Source organism: Thioalkalivibrio thiocyanodenitrificans ARhD 1 (assembly GCF_000378965.1).
Classification (GTDB): domain Bacteria; phylum Pseudomonadota; class Gammaproteobacteria; order Ectothiorhodospirales; family Ectothiorhodospiraceae; genus Thioalkalivibrio_A; species Thioalkalivibrio_A thiocyanodenitrificans.
Genome location: NZ_KB900536.1, coordinates 2,540,020 through 2,556,502 on the forward strand (window position 1 = coordinate 2,540,020; position 16,483 = coordinate 2,556,502).

Annotated in this window: 19 protein-coding genes; 16 read left to right on the forward strand and 3 right to left on the reverse strand. The window is 65.8% G+C overall.

Going from position 1 to position 16,483, the window contains the following annotated elements; translation table 11 throughout:
- Window positions 1-26 precede the first annotated feature (26 nt).
- Window positions 27-644 carry a c-type cytochrome gene (locus THITHI_RS0112085; protein ID WP_018233361.1) on the reverse strand — a complete coding sequence of 206 codons (618 nt, stop codon included), beginning with the start codon at window positions 642-644 and terminating at the stop codon, window positions 27-29.
- 248 nt (window positions 645-892) lie between these two features.
- On the opposite strand from THITHI_RS0112085, the gene yihA reads away from it, so the two are divergent.
- The 3 genes from yihA to dtd all read left to right on the forward strand — a co-directional run bounded on the left by yihA (window position 893) and on the right by dtd (window position 3,325).
- Window positions 893-1,489 (forward strand): ribosome biogenesis GTP-binding protein YihA/YsxC, encoded by a 597-nt coding sequence (yihA, locus tag THITHI_RS0112090; RefSeq protein WP_018233362.1) that lies wholly within the window; start codon window positions 893-895, stop codon window positions 1,487-1,489.
- Between the two features lie 451 nt (window positions 1,490-1,940).
- A complete protein-coding gene (gene pip, locus THITHI_RS0112095; RefSeq protein WP_018233363.1) occupies window positions 1,941-2,891 on the forward strand; it encodes a prolyl aminopeptidase in 951 nt (316 codons plus the stop codon).
- On the forward strand, window positions 2,888-3,325 hold the full coding sequence (dtd, locus tag THITHI_RS0112100; RefSeq protein ID WP_018233364.1) for a D-aminoacyl-tRNA deacylase: 438 nt from the start codon (window positions 2,888-2,890) through the stop codon (window positions 3,323-3,325). Before pip ends, dtd begins: the two co-directional genes overlap by 4 nt.
- An 84-nt stretch (window positions 3,326-3,409) precedes the next feature.
- On the opposite strand, the gene fnr is transcribed toward dtd, so the two are convergent.
- Entirely contained in the window at window positions 3,410-4,174 is a 765-nt protein-coding gene (gene fnr / locus THITHI_RS0112105) for a fumarate/nitrate reduction transcriptional regulator Fnr (protein WP_018233365.1), read from the reverse strand.
- Window positions 4,175-4,338: 164 nt separating this feature from the next.
- Between fnr and hisB the strand changes: the two genes are divergently transcribed.
- From hisB to gpmI, 10 genes are all read left to right on the forward strand, one after another.
- Window positions 4,339-4,932, forward strand: coding sequence for an imidazoleglycerol-phosphate dehydratase HisB (gene hisB, locus THITHI_RS0112110; RefSeq protein WP_018233366.1), 594 nt, complete (start codon window positions 4,339-4,341; stop codon window positions 4,930-4,932).
- Window positions 4,933-4,988: 56 nt separating this feature from the next.
- Window positions 4,989-5,645 carry an imidazole glycerol phosphate synthase subunit HisH gene (gene hisH / locus THITHI_RS0112115; protein WP_018233367.1) on the forward strand — a complete coding sequence of 219 codons (657 nt, stop codon included), beginning with the start codon at window positions 4,989-4,991 and terminating at the stop codon, window positions 5,643-5,645.
- A gap of 20 nt (window positions 5,646-5,665) precedes the next feature.
- A complete protein-coding gene (hisA, locus tag THITHI_RS0112120) occupies window positions 5,666-6,394 on the forward strand; it encodes a 1-(5-phosphoribosyl)-5-[(5-phosphoribosylamino)methylideneamino]imidazole-4-carboxamide isomerase (RefSeq protein WP_026186308.1) in 729 nt (242 codons plus the stop codon).
- Window positions 6,395-6,462: 68 nt separating this feature from the next.
- Entirely contained in the window at window positions 6,463-7,236 is a 774-nt protein-coding gene (gene hisF, locus THITHI_RS0112125) for an imidazole glycerol phosphate synthase subunit HisF (RefSeq protein WP_018233369.1), read from the forward strand.
- A 102-nt stretch (window positions 7,237-7,338) separates the two neighbouring features.
- Window positions 7,339-7,734: a phosphoribosyl-AMP cyclohydrolase gene (hisI, locus tag THITHI_RS0112130; protein WP_018233370.1), complete on the forward strand. Its 396-nt coding sequence runs from the start codon at window positions 7,339-7,341 to the stop codon at window positions 7,732-7,734.
- Window positions 7,731-8,060, forward strand: a complete 330-nt coding sequence (locus THITHI_RS0112135; RefSeq protein WP_018233371.1) for a phosphoribosyl-ATP diphosphatase — start codon at window positions 7,731-7,733, stop codon at window positions 8,058-8,060. Before hisI ends, THITHI_RS0112135 begins: the two co-directional genes overlap by 4 nt.
- Before the next feature lie 42 nt (window positions 8,061-8,102).
- Complete coding sequence (tatA, locus tag THITHI_RS0112140; protein ID WP_018233372.1) at window positions 8,103-8,384, forward strand: twin-arginine translocase TatA/TatE family subunit; 282 nt, start codon at window positions 8,103-8,105, stop codon at window positions 8,382-8,384.
- 62 nt (window positions 8,385-8,446) lie between these two features.
- Window positions 8,447-8,932: a Sec-independent protein translocase protein TatB gene (gene tatB, locus THITHI_RS21205; RefSeq protein ID WP_018233373.1), complete on the forward strand. Its 486-nt coding sequence runs from the start codon at window positions 8,447-8,449 to the stop codon at window positions 8,930-8,932.
- A complete protein-coding gene (gene tatC / locus THITHI_RS0112150) occupies window positions 8,916-10,049 on the forward strand; it encodes a twin-arginine translocase subunit TatC (protein WP_018233374.1) in 1,134 nt (377 codons plus the stop codon). The genes tatB and tatC overlap by 17 nt, the downstream gene beginning before the upstream one ends.
- A gap of 168 nt (window positions 10,050-10,217) precedes the next feature.
- A complete protein-coding gene (gpmI, locus tag THITHI_RS0112155) occupies window positions 10,218-11,768 on the forward strand; it encodes a 2,3-bisphosphoglycerate-independent phosphoglycerate mutase (protein ID WP_018233375.1) in 1,551 nt (516 codons plus the stop codon).
- Between the two features lie 52 nt (window positions 11,769-11,820).
- Here gpmI and THITHI_RS0112160 read toward each other — a convergent pair whose 3' ends face one another.
- The gene (locus THITHI_RS0112160; protein ID WP_018233376.1) at window positions 11,821-12,477 is read right to left on the reverse strand and encodes an FHA domain-containing protein; all 657 of its coding nucleotides are present in this window, start codon (window positions 12,475-12,477) and stop codon (window positions 11,821-11,823) included.
- Window positions 12,478-12,761: 284 nt separating this feature from the next.
- Here THITHI_RS0112160 and THITHI_RS0112165 point away from each other — a divergent pair, with 284 nt between their 5' ends.
- From THITHI_RS0112165 to THITHI_RS0112175, 3 genes are all read left to right on the forward strand, one after another.
- Window positions 12,762-13,148, forward strand: a complete 387-nt coding sequence (locus THITHI_RS0112165) for a hypothetical protein (protein ID WP_018233377.1) — start codon at window positions 12,762-12,764, stop codon at window positions 13,146-13,148.
- A gap of 22 nt (window positions 13,149-13,170) precedes the next feature.
- On the forward strand, window positions 13,171-14,289 hold the full coding sequence (locus tag THITHI_RS18980; RefSeq protein WP_018233378.1) for a permease: 1,119 nt from the start codon (window positions 13,171-13,173) through the stop codon (window positions 14,287-14,289).
- A 254-nt stretch (window positions 14,290-14,543) separates the two neighbouring features.
- Window positions 14,544-16,466: a hypothetical protein gene (locus tag THITHI_RS0112175; RefSeq protein ID WP_156820537.1), complete on the forward strand. Its 1,923-nt coding sequence runs from the start codon at window positions 14,544-14,546 to the stop codon at window positions 16,464-16,466.
- Window positions 16,467-16,483 lie beyond the last annotated feature (17 nt).

The window sequence follows — 16,483 nt, forward strand, 5'->3', positions numbered from 1 at the left end:
TCGCATACCCGCCGGATCCGGAAGGCTCAGTCGCGCCGGAGACCCGCCATGAACTCGGAGACGGCCTGGATCTCCTCGTCGGTCATGCGCCGGGCGATGTTGCGCATCATGCGACCGGCATCGTTGGCACGCGAGCTGTCCCGGAACTGACGCAGCTGGTTGGCGTTGTACTGGGCATGCTGGCCAGCCACCCTGGGGAACATGGCGGCCGGGTTGCCGTCGCCCGCCGGCCCGTGGCAGGCGATGCAGGCCGCCACGCCGGTGGCCGCATTGCCGCCGCGATAGAGGGCGCCGCCGAGGTCCACCATGGCTTCGTCCGCGGTGCCGGCACTGGCGGTCTGGGAGGCAAAGTAGGCCGCCAGATCGCGCATGTCCTGCTCGCTCAGGTTTGCCACCTGGCCCGCCATCAGCGGATCCTGCCGGCGACCTTGCTTGTAATCCGACAGCTGCTTGTACAGGTAGGCCTCCCCCTGGCCGGCCAGCTTCGGCCACTCGGGGTTGACGCTGTTGCCGTCCGCGCCATGGCAGGCGGCGCAGGCGCCGGACAGTTCCTGGCCGCGGTTCGGATCACCGGCATCCGCCAGCAGGGGGGCGGACATGGACAGTCCGAGGGCGGCAAGCGCAATCAGGGCATACGTCTTCATCGTGGATTTACTCCTGAACACCATCAAAACAGGGAAGGATCGACCCGGCCGGCCTGCCGGATCCGGGCGAACCCGGCAGGCCGCTCACGCGCGCCGGATCAGTCTCGGTTCGGCTGGCTGAAAACCCCGGCGGCATCCATGACCATTGACCGGGGCCTTGTGGTTGTCGAAAAATGGCGCACTGTATATCACAAATCACCCGTACCCGCAAAAGCACGAGGGGCGCTGCCCCGGGTCTGGAGCAGCCCTTGAATCCCTTCTACCGACAGGCCCGGTATCTCATCAGCGCCTCGCGCATCCAGGGGCTTCCGCCCGACGAGGGTCGGGAGGTGGCCTTCGCCGGCCGGTCCAATGCCGGCAAGTCCAGCGCCATCAACGTGTTATGCGACCAGAAGGCGCTCGCCCGCACCAGCAAGACGCCCGGCCGAACGCAGATGATCAACTTTTTTGCCCTGGACGACCGGCGCCGTCTGGTGGATCTGCCGGGCTACGGTTACGCGAAGGTGCCGGCCGCCATGCGCGCGGCCTGGCAGCGGCTCATGTCGCGCTATCTGGGTGAGCGGCAAAGCCTGGCGGGGCTGGTGGTGGTGATGGATATCCGTCGTCCGCTGACGGCACAGGACTGGGAGATGCTCGGCTGGGCTGCCGAGCGGCATCTGCCCGTGCATGTTCTGCTGACCAAGGCCGACAAACTGCGCCGGGGTCCGGCCATGGATACCGCCCGGGCAGTGGCCGACGCCCTGGGCGAGGCCGGTATCGAGGCGACCGTCCAGCCATTCTCCGCCCTCAGGCGCGAGGGGGTGGACGATGCCCACGGCATCCTCGATGCATGGCTGGGAATCTGACGGGCAAAAAAAACCCCGGCACCTTCCTGGCGCCGGGGCCAGGCCATCCTGGCCCATTGGTGATATGAAGCTCCCTGGTGACGTCCTGCCACGACCGGACGCCGGCGTCCTGCCGATGACTGTCCGGGTCTCCTGGACCCTCCCTCCGTGGCTTCCATGAAGATGATCCGCCATCCGCCATACCCGCGAAAGCCGGAGAAACCGGGTAATTGTGAGGTTGGTCCACATTTGGTTGTAGGATTCCGCCTACGCTCGCGCCGGGGTGAGCCCGGATCGGCTCCTGTCCGGCCACCGCTTGCCACGGGGCGTGGCGGCGCAGCCCGTCGGGTGGTCGGCGTCACGGGGTGGTGAGATGTAGGGGTTCGAGAGGCTATGATGGAGATCCCTTGCCGGTTCGAAGGCGAAACTCTGCCTTCGGGCGGGACGATCATCCCTGTTGCCGGAATCAGCCATGAAGAGCCTCTATCCGCCCATCGAACCGCACCGCGTCGAAACCCTGGCGGTGGATGACATCCACCGCTTGCATCTGGAGACCTGCGGCAACGCCGGCGGCCTCCCCGTGGTGTTCCTCCATGGCGGTCCCGGGTCCGGGTGCGAGCCCTGGCACCGGCGTTTCTTCGATCCCGCCCGCTACCGGATCGTGCTGTTCGACCAGCGGGGATGCGGGCACTCCCGGCCGCATGCGGCGCTCGAGGGCAACACCACGGCGCACCTGGTGGCGGACATGGAGTGCATCCGGGAGCACCTGGGCATCGATCGCTGGGTGGTCTTCGGGGGTTCCTGGGGTTCCACCCTGGCGCTGGCCTATGCAGAGGCCCATCCCGAGCGGGTGCTGGGGCTGGTGCTGCGGGGCATCTTCCTGTGCCGCCCCCGGGACATCCGCTGGTTCTACCAGGACGGTGCCGGCCGGCTGTTTCCGGACTACTGGGACGACTACCTGGCGCCCATTCCCGAGGCGGAGCGCGATGACATGGTCGCCGCCTACTACCGGCGCCTGACGGGGCAGGACGAGGTGGCCCGGATGGCGGCGGCCAAGGCGTGGTCGGAGTGGGAGGGTCGCACGGCCACCCTGCTGCCCAACCCGTCGGTGGTTGCCCATTTCCAGGATCCCCACGTGGCGCTCAGCCTGGCCCGGATCGAGTGTCACTACTTCATGAACGATGCCTTCCTGGAACCGGATCAACTGTTGCGCGACGCCCATCGCCTGGCGGATATCCCCGGCACCATCGTGCATGGCCGCTACGACGTGGTGTGTCCCCTGGATCAGGCCCACGCCCTGCATCGGGTCTGGCCCCGGGCCGGGTTCGAGATCATCGCCGATGCCGGACATTCCGCCGGCGAGCCGGGGATCGTGGACGCCCTGATCCGGGCCACCGATGCATTGGCGGAGCGCCTGGCTTGATCGGCCTGTTGCAGCGGGTGACCGGGGCGTCGGTGCGGGTGGAAGGCGAAACGGTGGGCGAGATCGGTCCGGGTGTGCTGGCACTGGTGGGGGTGCGGCGGGGCGATACCGGGGCGCGGGCGGAGCGCCTGCTGGAACGGATCCTGGGTTACCGGATGTTCGAGGATGGGGCCGGGCGCATGAACCTCAGCCTGCGCGACGTCGGAGGCGGCCTGCTGCTGGTGCCCCAGTTCACCCTGGCCGCCGACACCCGCAAAGGCATGCGGGCCAGTTTCACGCCCGCCGCAGACCCGGACACCGGGCGCATGCTCTTCGAGGCGCTGGTGGCGCGGGCCCGCGAGGTGTATCCCGGGGTGGCCGCCGGGCGCTTTGGCGCGCACATGCAGGTGAGTCTCGTGAACGACGGCCCGGTCACGTTCTGGATCGAGGGGTGAGGAAGGCGATTCAAGATTTAAAATTCAAAGTTCAAAAGGAAGGGCCTCCCTCTTGAATCTTGAATTTTGAACTTTGAATCGCCTTTATCCGCGATGCTTGTCCGAGTGGGGTTCGTCCACGCTCTGGGCGCCGGCCACCTGGTGCATGCGGTCCATGTCCAGGATCTCCACCAGCTTGCGGTCCACGGACAGCAGGCCGCTCTCCTGGAACCGGGTGAACAGCCGGCTGACCGTCTCCACCGCCAGACCCAGGTAGTTGGCGATGTCGTTGCGTGACATGGTCAGGTTGAACTCCTGGCGGGAGAAACCCCGTTCCCCGAAGCGGCTGGACAGGCTCAACAGGAAGGCGGCCAGCCGCGCGTCGGAGGATTTCTTGGCCAGAAGGGTCATCAGGTGCTCGTCGGTCTGGATCTCCCGACTCATGATGCGAAACAGCTGCCGCTGGAGACCAGGCACCCTGCCGGAGAGCTCCTCCAGGCGGTCGAAGGGGATCTCGCACACGGAAGTGGTCTCCAGCGCGCGCGCGGCGCACGGGTGTGTCCCCTCGCTGATGGCGTCCAGGCCCAGGAGTTCTCCGGGCAGGTGAAAGCCGGTGACCTGCTCCTGGCCGTCGTCGCTCAGGGCCGAGGTCTTGACCGAGCCTGAGCGCACCGCATAGAGCGCCTCCATGCGGTCGCCGGGACGGTACAGGTAGTCGCCCCGGTGCAGGGGCCGGCGCCGGTTGATGATCTTCTCCAGGGACTCGAGCTCCTCATTGGTGATACCCATGGGAATGCACAGGTCGTGGAGGCTGCAAGCGCTGCAGGCCTGCTTGAGTCCGTGAAGGTCGACGATATTCGAGGATGGCATTCGCTCGGTTCCCGTGGCTTGGGGCGGCGCAACGGCAGCCGCATACTCAAGATACCCGAGCCTTGACATCCCCACAACCTGTCCCGGAGTGATAGGGCGTGTAAGCACAGGCGCCTGTGCTATGATGACAACCCGTTACAATCCTGCGGATTTCCTGCATCACCATGTCCAAGCGAATCGCCGAGGTCTCCCGCGATACCCTGGAAACCCGGATCCGGGCCCGGGTCAATCTGGATGGCCAGGGCCGGGGCCAGTTCAGCACGGGCGTACCCTTCCTGGAGCACATGCTGGACCAGGTGGCCCGGCACGGGGTCATGGACCTCGAGATCGACGCCGAAGGGGACCTGCACATCGATGCCCACCACACGGTGGAGGACATCGGAATCACCCTGGGTCAGGCCATGGCGAAGGCGCTGGGCGACAGGAAGGGCATCCGCCGCTACGGGCACGCCTACGTGCCCCTGGACGAGGCGCTGTCCCGCGTGGTGGTGGATTTCTCCGGCCGTCCCGGCCTGGAATACCACGTGGATTATCCCCGGGCGCGCATCGGCGAGTTCGATGTGGACCTGTTCGGCGAGTTCTTCCAGGGCTTCGTCAATCATGCTGCCGTGACGCTGCATATCGACAATCTGCGCGGGCAGAACGCCCATCATGTGGCGGAGACCGTCTTCAAGGCCTTCGGCCGGGCGCTGCGCATGGCGGCGGAAGCGGACCCGCGTATCCCGGGGGCCACGCCCTCCACCAAGGGCAGCCTCTGAGAGGGCCCGCACGGACTCATCCATCCAGTCATCGCAGATTCCCGGATCCTCGCAGAATGAACACCGTGGCAGTGGTCGATTACGGCATGGGCAACGTGCGCTCCGTGGTCAAGGCGCTGGAGCACGTGGCGCCGGCAGGTACCCGCGTATCGCTGACCGACAGCCCCGAGGTGATTCTGGATGCCGAACGGGTGGTCTTTCCGGGCCAGGGGGCCGCACGGGACTGCATGGCCGCGTTGACCGCCCGGGGGCTCGACGAGGCGCTGCGCCGCACCGCCGCTGATCGCCCCTTTCTCGGCGTCTGCATGGGCATGCAGGTGCTGGTGGACTATAGTGAGGAGAATGGTGGCACCCGGTGTCTGGGCGTGCTCCCGGGCCAGGTGCGATTTTTCGGAGAGGATCTGCAGGAGGCCGGGGGTGGCCCCCGGCTGAAGATTCCCCACATGGGCTGGAACCAGGTGCATCAGATCATGGAACATCCCCTGTGGCGCGATATCGCCCAGGACAGCCGCTTCTATTTCGTGCACAGCTATCATCTGCAGGCCGGCGATCCAGCCCTGGTGGCGGCCACCACCGAGTATGGCATTCGTTTTACGTCGGCCATCGCAAGGGACAACATCTTCGCCATTCAGTGCCATCCCGAGAAGAGTGCGGCCCCGGGGCTCACCCTGCTCAGGAATTTCATGCGCTGGGATGGCAAGGGGTCATCATGACTTTCGTGGGAGAAACAGGCATGTTGGTGATACCGGCCATTGACCTCAAGGACGGCAAGTGCGTGCGTCTGCGTCAGGGCAAGATGGATGATGCGACCGTTTTTTCCGACGACCCGGTGGAAGTGGCCGGTCGCTGGCTGGATGCCGGGGCCCGGCGTCTGCACGTGGTGGATCTGGACGGTGCCGTCTCCGGTGAACCGCGTAACGCCGGCATCATCAGCGAGATTGTGGCGAAATACCCGGATCTGCCCGTGCAGGTGGGCGGCGGCATCCGCGACGACGATACAGTGCAGGTCTACCTGGATGCCGGCGTACAGTGGGTGATCATCGGCACCAAGGCGGTGAGCGCGCCGCATTTCGTCAATGACCTGTGCCTGGAATTCCCGGGGCGGATCATCGTCGGCCTGGATGCGAAGGACGGCAAGGTGGCCATCGACGGATGGTCCAAGCTGTCCAATCACGACGTGGTCGACATGGCCATGCACTTCGAGCAGGACGGGGTGGCCGCCATCGTCTATACCGACATCTCCCGCGACGGCATGATGCAGGGGGTGAACGTGGACGCCACCGTCAAACTTGCCCAGGCGGTGCATGTGCCGGTGATCGCCTCCGGCGGGGTCACCGATCTGGAGGATATCCGGCGCCTGTGCGCGGTCAGCGAGGAAGGCATCGACGGGGTGATCGTCGGCCGCGCCCTCTATGAAGGCACCATTGATCTTGCCGAGGCCCAGAAGGTCGCCGACCAATAGGGGGCGGGATGCGAGCGGCGGGTCCGCCCCCCTACCGCATCCTGTATCCCTCAACCCGTATCCGCCTTATGAGTCTCGCGAAACGCATCATTCCCTGTCTCGACGTGGACCGTGGCCGTGTGGTCAAGGGGGTCAACTTCGTGGACATCCGCGACGCGGGCGATCCGGTGGAGATCGCCCGGCGCTACGATGCCGAGGGCGCAGACGAGATCACCTTCCTGGACATCACCGCGAGCAGCGACGATCGCGAGACCATGGTCCATGTGGTGGAGGAGGTGGCGTCCCAGGTGTTCATTCCGCTCACCGTCGGCGGCGGCATCCGTCGTGTCGAGGACATCCGCCGGCTGCTCAACGCGGGTGCCGACAAGGTGTCCATCAATACCGCCGCGGTGTTCAACCCGGATTTCGTGCGCGAGGCGGCCGAACGGGTGGGCTCGCAGTGCATCGTCGTGGCCATCGACGCCAAGCGGGTCTCAGCACCCGGCGAGGCGCCCCGCTGGGAGATCTTCACCCACGGCGGGCGCAAGCCCACGGGGCTGGACGCCGTGGACTGGGCCCGGCGCATGGTGGCCTGCGGTGCCGGCGAGATCCTGCTGACCAGCATGGACCGGGACGGCACCAAGCAGGGCTTTGACATCGAGCTGACCCGCGCCGTGTCCGACGCGGTACGCGTGCCCGTGATCGCCTCCGGCGGCGTGGGCACCCTCCAGCACCTGGTCGACGGGGTGACACTCGGGCGCGCCGATGCAGTATTGGCCGCCAGCATATTCCACTTCGGCCAGCACACGGTGGGCGAGGCCAAGCGCTTCATGGCGGATCGGGGGGTCGAGGTGCGCCTTTGAAGGCGGCGTCCCTGCCGCCGTCCCGGGGGCGGCGCGGTTTAAACTTTCATGATTAGCGTATAAAGTCGCACACTCCGGCTTTTCCGGCCGGGCGGGAGTATCATGTCCGAAGACTGGCTAGACACGATTCACTGGAACGCGGACGGTCTGATACCGGTGATCGCCCAGGAGACGGGTACGGGCAAGGTCCTGATGCTTGCCTGGATGAACCGTGAGTCCCTGGAGCGGACTCTGGCCACCGGGGAGGCCGTGTACTGGTCCCGCTCCCGCCGGCGCCTCTGGCACAAGGGCGAGAGTTCCGGCAACACTCAGCGGGTGGTGCAGATGCGGCTTGATTGCGACGCGGATACCCTGCTGCTGGAAGTGGAGCAGCATGGCGGCATTGCCTGTCACACGGGGCGTCACAACTGCTTCTTCCACCGCTACGAGGACGGGGGCTGGCGGGTGGTGGATCCGGTGTTGAAGGATCCCGAAGAGATGTACGGTGGCACCAAATGAACAGTGACCGGATTCTTGACGAATTGGCGAGGGTGCTGGAGAGCCGCAAGCAGGCGCCCCCGGACAGTTCCTATGTGGCCGGCCTGTATGCCAAGGGCCTTGATGCCATCCTCAAGAAGGTCGGAGAGGAGGCCACCGAGACCGTGGTGGCCGCCAAGAACGGGAACCGGGAACAGCTGGTCCACGAGACAGCGGACCTGTGGTTCCATTGCCTGGTCATGCTGGCGCACCAGGGGCTGGGACCGGACGCCGTGCTTGCCGAACTGGGGCGGCGCTTCGGGGTTTCGGGTATCGACGAGAAGGCCGGCCGGGCCGCGCAGACATAACCACTGCAATCTGGACACAGGCAGACATTTCGGAGAAAGCACATGGGTATCGGTGGCATCAGCATCTGGCAGCTCCTGATCATTCTGGTGATCGTCATTCTTCTGTTCGGCACCAAGAAGCTGCGCAACATGGGCGGCGACATCGGCAGCGCCATCAAGAACTTCCGCAAGTCCGTCCGGGACGGCGATGGCGATGACGACGCAGAGGGCGGCAACGGGGACAACGCCGAGCGCCGGGAAGTGGAAGACCAGACGGAAGGACGCGTTATCGACGCCGAGGTCAAGAAGGAATCCGGCTCCAAGGACGAGAAACGCCAGGCCTGATCCCCCCTGGCGCGTGAGCGGCGCGCGGCGCTGCTCCTATCTCATGGCGGCAGGGCACGCTAATGTTCGACATCGGCTTCTGGGAAATCCTCATCATTCTGCTGGTGGCCCTGCTGGTCGTGGGGCCCGACCGGCTGCCCGGCCTCGCCCGGGAGGTGGGCTTGTGGGTGCGCAAGCTGAGGAGTTTTGCCACCAGTGTGCGCTCGGATATCGAGCAGGAATTCCAGACCGAGGAACTGCGCAAGCTGCTCAATGAGCAGAACAGGGAGATCGACCAGTTAAAGAACCTGATGAAGGACACGGAAGATGCCCTGCGCAGCACCGAGGAGAACCTTCAAAGTGAAATGAAGGAGACCTCCTACCTGGTGAAGTCCATCGAGAACGAGGTCAAGGGCGAAACCGAATCCTCCGCCGGCGGCGACTTCGAGTCCGAGGCCGCCGAGCACGTGAAGCGTCGCCAGGCCGGCGCCCCGGAAGGGCCCGGTGGCGGACCGGACGCCGCCGAGACACCTCCCGCCCGCAAGGACCGTGATGACCCCCAGACCTGAGCAGCCGGACGCCGAAGGCTCCCAGGGGGAAGGGACGCTGCTGAGCCACCTGTTCGAGTTGCGCAACCGGCTGTTGCGCATCGTGCTGGCGATCCTGGTGGTGTTCCTGGCGATGTTCCCGTTCGCCAACCAGATCTACACGCTGCTCGCCGGGCCGCTCATGGCGCATCTGCCGGAAGGCAGCAGCATGATCGCCATCGAGGTGGCGGCCCCATTCCTGATCCCCTTCAAGCTGGTGCTGCTGCTCGCGGTGGTGCTGACCATTCCCTACCTGCTCTACCAGTTGTGGGGTTTCGTGGCGCCGGGGCTGTATCGCCATGAGAAGCGCATGGCGGTGCCGTTGGTGGTCTCCAGCACACTCCTCTTCTACGCGGGCATGGCCTTCGCCTATTTCGTGGTCTTCCCGCTGATCTTCGCCTTCTTTATCGGCACCGCCCCGGAAGGGGTGGCGGTGATGACCGATATCGGCCGTTACCTGGATTTCGTCATCCTGCTGTTTCTTGCCTTCGGCATCGCCTTCGAGATGCCGGTGGCCACCATCCTGCTGGTTTCCATGGGCGCCACTACGCCGGAGAAACTGTCGCAGAAGCGCCCCTACGTGATCATCGGCGTGTTCGTCATCGGCATGGTGCTCACCCCGCCGGACATCATCTCCCAGACCCTGCTGGCGCTGCCCATGTGGCTGCTGTTCGAGATCGGGCTGATGCTCTCGCGCGTGATGCTGCGCCGCCGGGAAAAGGAGGCGGCCCAGGCGGCCGCCGACGAGGGCGGCGGCTGGAGCCAGGACGATCTGGATGAGGGCGCGGCACGGTCCGGTTCGAAACCCGGACCGAAACCCGGACCGAAACCAGGACCGGCTCCGGCCGGTGCCGCGGCGGCGGGCGCCGGATCCTCCCCGGCGACGGACGGGGAGGATGCGTACCGCCCGCTGAGCGAAGAGGAGATGGACGCCGAGCTGGACCGCCTGGAAGGGGAACAGGCCCGCGGCTGGCGCGCCCCGGAAGCACAGGATGCCGGGGACGGGGAACCGGACGATGACGGCAGCACCGGGGATGCATCCGGAAGTAAGGATGCCGAGGGCGGGCCTGACGAAGACGGGCCCACCCGCAAGGACTGATCGCGACGGCTGCGGCCCGGCCCGGCGGCCTTCGGTTGTCCCCTGTCGGCAGTGTGCCATGCCGTGGCGTCGCGACGTGTTCCGGTCGAACTGTTAGAATCAGTCGCCTCGAACCGGGCGGTACCGCACCCCCCGGACGCGTGACTCGTATCGAACCGGAACACCGTCATGAGCGAAGAGCACAAGACCCCCAGATGCCCCACGCTGCTGGTCATCCTGGACGGCGTGGGGATGAATCCGAGCAAGCTGAACAACGCGGTTCAGGAAGCCCGCACGCCGCGCCTGGACGAGTACATGTCCACGCACCCGCACACCCTGCTGGAGGCCTGCGGCCGGGCGGTGGGCCTGCCCGACGGGCAGATGGGCAATTCCGAGGTGGGCCACCTGACGCTGGGCAGCGGGTCTGTGGTGCGCCAGGATCTGGTGCGGATCGACGATGCCATCGCCGACGGCAGCTTCTACGAGAATTCCGCATTGAACGCCGCGGTGCTCGCGGCCCGGGACGCCGGGCGGCCGGTGCATCTGTTGGGGCTTGTCTCTGACGGTGGCGTGCACAGCCATGTGCGTCACCTGCATGCCCTGATCAGACTGTGTCAGCGTCTGGAGGCCAGGCCGCTGGTGCATATGATCACCGACGGGCGGGATACCGCCCCCAAATGCGCCGCCGGTTACCTGGAGCAGCTGGAGCCGCTGCTCGAGGAGGCGGGCGGCCGCGTGGTCACGGTCACCGGGCGCTACTATGCCATGGACCGCGACAAGCGCTGGGACCGCACCCGGATGGCCTTCGACGCCGTGGTGCATGGCAGGGGTGAGCGGGCGGACTCCGCCGCCGCGGCCATTGCCGCGGCCTACGAGGCGGGCGAGGCCGACGAGTTCATCAAGCCCCGGATCATCGATCCGGAGGGCATGCTCAGGCCCGGTGATTCCCTGGTGTTCTTCAACTTCCGCAACGACCGGCCGCGCCAGATGGCCGCGGCACTGGGCATGCGCGACTTCGACGCCTTTGACCGGGGGGATTTCCAGACCGTCTCCGTCACCTGCCTGACGGAGTACGACCCGCGCTTCCTGTCACCGATCGGTTTTCCGCCGGAGCGTCCCTCGGTCACGCTTGCCGAGGTGATCAGCACGGCGGGGATCCGCCAGTTCCATTGCGCGGAGACGGAGAAGTACGCGCACGTCACCTTCTTTTTCAACGGCGGCAAGGAAGAGCCGCTCGCCGGTGAGGACCGTGTCATGGTGCCCTCGCCGCCCGTGGCCACCTACGATCTGCAGCCGGCCATGAGCGCCCGGGAGGTGGCCGACGAGACCATCAAGGCCATCGAAAGCGGTCACTACGGCTTCGTCGTGGTGAATTTCGCCAACGGTGACATGGTGGGCCATACCGCGGTACGCGAGGCGGTCATCGCGGCAGTGGAGGCCATGGATACCGAGGTGGGCCGGGTCCTGGACGCCGCCGTGAGCCGGGGATTCTCGGTGGTGCTCACCGCCGATCACGGCAATTGTGACGAGATGGTGGACCCGGTCACCGGCGAGCCTCACACCCAGCACACCATGTACCCGGTGCCCCTGATGATCATCGACAAGGCCCGCTGGCGCCTGACGTCCTGCGGCGGGTTGAGCGGTGTCGCGCCGACGGTGCTGCAGTTGATGGGCATCCCCCAGCCAAAGGCCATGCGGGGCCGGTCGCTGCTGCTGGAAGAGCTGCCGGCGGCCGCGTAACGGGGTCCGATGCCATCCGGTGTGCCCCGAGGCATGCCGGCCCGGCCGTGCGTCAGGCCGGAGACCGGGCCGGTCTGTAGATCTCCGTGCTGTCCTCCTCCGAGCGGGTCCAGGGCGGTTCGCGGCAGAAGAAATAAACGAGATTGTCGCCGTTGTCGGTGAGCGCCTGCCCCAGGCTGATGTAGCCGGAGCCGGTCAGCAGCAGTTCACCCTGATGCACATGGAACGCGTCCCCATTCTGGAGGCGTACGCAGGTGCCGTTGAGGCTTTGATCGATCAGGATGAACCGGCCCTGACGAAAGACGATTCGCGCGTGTTCCCGTGACACGTAATCCTGCTTCACCACCAGATTGCAGGTCTGGCGGCGGCCCATGATGAACGGGCCCCCATGGGCGTGCAGGTTCATCACCTGATCGTGATAGTGGAGCATCAGTGAGCCCTGGTTCGCCTTGCGGACCGCCTTCAGGGCGTCCAGCGCTGTAGGGTTGGATCGCCGGTCCACGAGCCGCCGGCGGTTTCGCACCACCCACTGTCCGGTGCTGTCCCGCAACGGGTACTCGGGGGGCTTGTCAAAGCGTCTGCGTTCACTGCGTCTGCGGATATCCATGGCCTGCATGTCCTTCAGCGTCTCCCGACCGGAAGCATACGGAACGAATGCGCGGCCCGGGGCGCGGATGGCGGGTACGCGTATCAGGTGACGGCGCGGCACGCCCGATCACCGCTCAGTCTAGTCCAATGTCGCGGATGTGGGTGAGAGGATATCGAAATTTTCGGGACGCCTATCGTCTGTCCCCGAGCTGACTGGCGGCACCTTCCGGCGGGGCGATTTGCAACCAAACGGCCCCTTGATTGCAGTCTGCAACCGGGGTGTGTGATGGGCCGACATCTCGCAGCGGCGCGCCCGGCCGCCTTCGGTCCATTGGCACGAGTGCTGCTATGCTTGAATGACAGGTTTCATCAGGATGCCGCCCCCGACATCCTGCGGAGGGGTGAATGTTTCGATACAAGTCCATCTGGCTGATGGCGGTGCTGTTGTGCCTTCTGCCCATGGGTTCGGTTGCGGCCACGCTCACCGGCGAATCGGAACGCGCCTGGATCGAAGAGGCCGGTGAACTGGTGGAGGCCGCCGACAGCGGCAAGGCGCCGGCGGTGTTGTTCCAGCGTGACGTGAGGGCGAGCCGCGAAGCCCTGCGCGAGCTGGTGCGCAATGCGGATCCGGAGGATCGCGCGCAGTACCGGAACATGATTCTCATGGTGGCCCTTCTCGACGCGGCCGCTGCCTGTCACAGGGGCGGCGTGATCGTCTGTCCGCCCGACCTGATGCGCCAGATGCGCGCACAGATGGCCAGGCTCCGGGCCCAGCTCGGGGGCACGGGCTGATGGGCCGGCAGCGGACTGACAGGTGACGCCGGACTCCCTGCCGGATGCGCTTCATGCGCTCGTGCTCACGGGCATGTCCATCCTGCTGGATGCGGGCTTCTGGATCGTCGTCAGCCTGGTTGCGGCGGGTCTCGTCTACGAGTATCTGGGCACCTCGAGACTGAGCGGTTTCATGCGTCACCAGGGGCCGGGAAGCCTGGCAGGTGCCCTGGGCACCGGCGCGATCCTGCCCATGTGCAGTTGCGGCGTCATCCCGCTGGCGGTGAGTCTGCGCCTGTCGGGCGTCCGGCTGGCCGCGGTGATGACATTCACCGCGGCCACGCCGGTGATCAATCCCGCCGCGGTACTTCTGTCACTTGCGCTCCTGGGTCCCAAGATCACCCTCGCCTACGTCCTGTTCGGGCTCACGGTGCCCGTGCTGGTGGGGCTGGTGGTGGAACGCTACGGCACGCATCGGGACACGCCCGTGGCGGCGCAGCTCAAGAGCTGTTGCGGAGGAGGTCCATCCGGGACCGGGACACTGGCCGGTTGGCCGCGGTTGCTCCGGTCCATGCGCTGGGGCTTCATGGAGCTGGGCCCCACGCTGGGGCTCTATCTGGCGGTGGGTATCGCGCTGGCCTCGGTAGTCATGACGTTCTCCCCGGCCCACTGGATACCGGAGCATCTGGGCGCCTCGGCGCCGCTCACTTCTCTGCTGCTGGTCGCCCTGGTGGGCATGATCATCTACGTCTGCGCCGTTGCGCACATACCGCTGGTGGCGGCGCTGCTGGTGGCCGGGGCGAGCCCCGGGGTGGCCATTGTCTTTCTGGTCACCGGCGCCGTGACCAATCTCCCGGAACTGATCGCCCTGCAGAAGATCCTGGGCCGTCGTACCATCGCCATCTACGTGGCCTCCCTGGTGGTGGCCTCCATCATGGCCGGCTGGCTGCTCAACCTCTGGCTCCTGCCCGGGTTCACCCCGGCGCTGGATCCCATGGACAGTCTGCACTGGGGCGACCTGGCCAACCGGGTGACGTTCATTGCGCCGCAATCCCTGACCATCGCCAGCGCCGTGCTGGTGGGCGGGCTGTGCGTGTGGGGGGTGGGGCGCTGGGTGCTGGCCCGGATTCCCGGAAGAATGCGCGTGCGCACGGCGCCTTGACGGGATTGCAGAACGCACCGCCGGGGGCGCATTTCGCCATTCTGCAATCCAAGCGCACCCATTAGTTTTACGTATATGCCTATAAATCAGCGCGTTGCAATAGCGCTGCGGGCGTGGCGTGTAAATTGCATCCCGTTCTCGTGTTGGGACAAGGCGGTCCACGGCGACCATGGGCGCGACCGGCGCCCGGCGTCTTCCAAGTCTATAAAAGGTGGAGGTGTTTCCAGAATATTTCCCAAGCGGGGGGTGATCTCATGACCGAAACAATACAGAAGCGCACGCGTGGACCCGCGTGGACAACGACCTGCGCATTCATTGCTGCGTCCGGCCTGGTGCTGAGCGGATGCGGCAGCGAGGGGAAGGTATCCGAAGAACCCGGTACCCCGACCCAGGCCCTGTTCGCGTTCTACACAGACGAGGACGGTCAACGTCAGGTGGCCCGGATCGACCCGGTGACGCTTCAGGTGCTGGAAACCAATCACATCCCCTTCGGTGCCGGCGGTGGCAAGCAGAAATCCTGGTACTACGAGGGCCGCTACGTGTGGACCGGAGGCGGTGGCAATGTCTGGGGGCTGAATCCGGAGACGCTGGAGCCGGTTCAGGGCCTCGGTGGTCCATACATTCAGGCCAACCGTTCCGGCGAGGTGGGTCTGGCCCAAGTGAACACGGTGGGCGCCAGCGGTACCGCCGGGATCTCGGCACAGAGTACCATCGACAGCGATGCCTACAGCCTGTTGCAACGCACCTCCTGGACACCGGAGGAGATGGCCAAGGTGGATCTGTGCACCCTCAACCACTCCGTGACCAACGCCACCCGCATCATGGCCATGGGCGGTGATGTTTCGGTCATGGAGCATCTGGAGGCCTCGGACGTCCTGTTCCACAACATGGGCTACAGCCCGGTGGGCATCGAGCCCGCCCCGGACGGCAAACTGGTCATGTTCGGCGTGCGCCAGGGCGACCATATCCTGTTCTTGGACACGGATCCCGAGTCCGAGGACTTCGGGCGCCCAGTGCGCTTCGTGCATCCTCGCTTCGGTACTGTCAAGGACAGCAACAATGCCGTGGTAGCCAACTTTACGTCCGTCTATGACCAGACACCCGGCGGGACGGCGCCGGGTGATAACCGCTGGACCCGGTCGGGCAACGCCGCCCCGAGTGAGACCATCGGCGGCGGGGAGACCTTCGTGGAGCCCTGCGACTCCACCATGCTGCGCAACGCACAGGGCGAGGTCTGGTCCTGGACCCCGGACGTGGATGGCGACACCATCACCGGCGTGAACGTGGACACCATCAATACCGCTTCCCCGGAGGTCTATAATTTTGCGCTGCCCGTGGTGCGTGCACGGAACTTTCAGGCCAACATTCCCACAGCCGGGCCGTGGATGGCTTCGCTGATCAACCGCAATGCGGGCGACAACGAGTTCCTGTTCTTCGTGGAATATGAGGGCGAGAACGCGGAGGGCATCTTCGATATTTCGGATCCGGCCAGCACCTACGAGATCCAGCGTATGTACGTGGACCTGCTGGAGGTGCTGGAGGATGACAGCATCACGAACCTGGTGAACGGCAACGTGTACCAGGTGAACGTCGACTTCACCAGTACGGGCGGCGCCTCGAACTCGGTGAGCTACCGCTATGTGTCGCTGGCCGGCGACGACGGCAGTGGGGTCAGTGCCACCGGTTCTACCACGGCGTATCTCCAGAAGGTGGACAGCGCCGACCCCGGCCCGATCTACCTGCTCAACGGCCTGACCGGACGCGCCAGCACCAGCAACGGCTCGATCAACCGCAGGGCAGGCAGTGGTGAGGATACGATCATATTCAGTGACGAGGTGTGGCTCACCACGACCCAGGGTCCGGGCACGTTGCAGATCGTGGACCTGCGGACTTCACCGCCGTTCCGGATCAGCGAGACCGTGGATATCCCCTCGGCATTCCAGGGCTACTGGTCTCCGGATGGCAGCAAGTACTTCCAGGCGGTGGGCGGCAACATTCAGGTGATCGATCGCCAGAACCGCAGCCTGAGTGACGTAATCAGTCTGCCGGGACCGGTGAATGCGATCGCGCTGGGTACCTATACCAGTACGGCTGCTGCGCCGGCCCCCGGTGCCCCCGGCGCCCCCGCGCCGGGCAACGGCGGAGGCGTCGCGCCTCCGCCGAACCCCTGCGGCTGATCGTCTTCCCCGGGGCC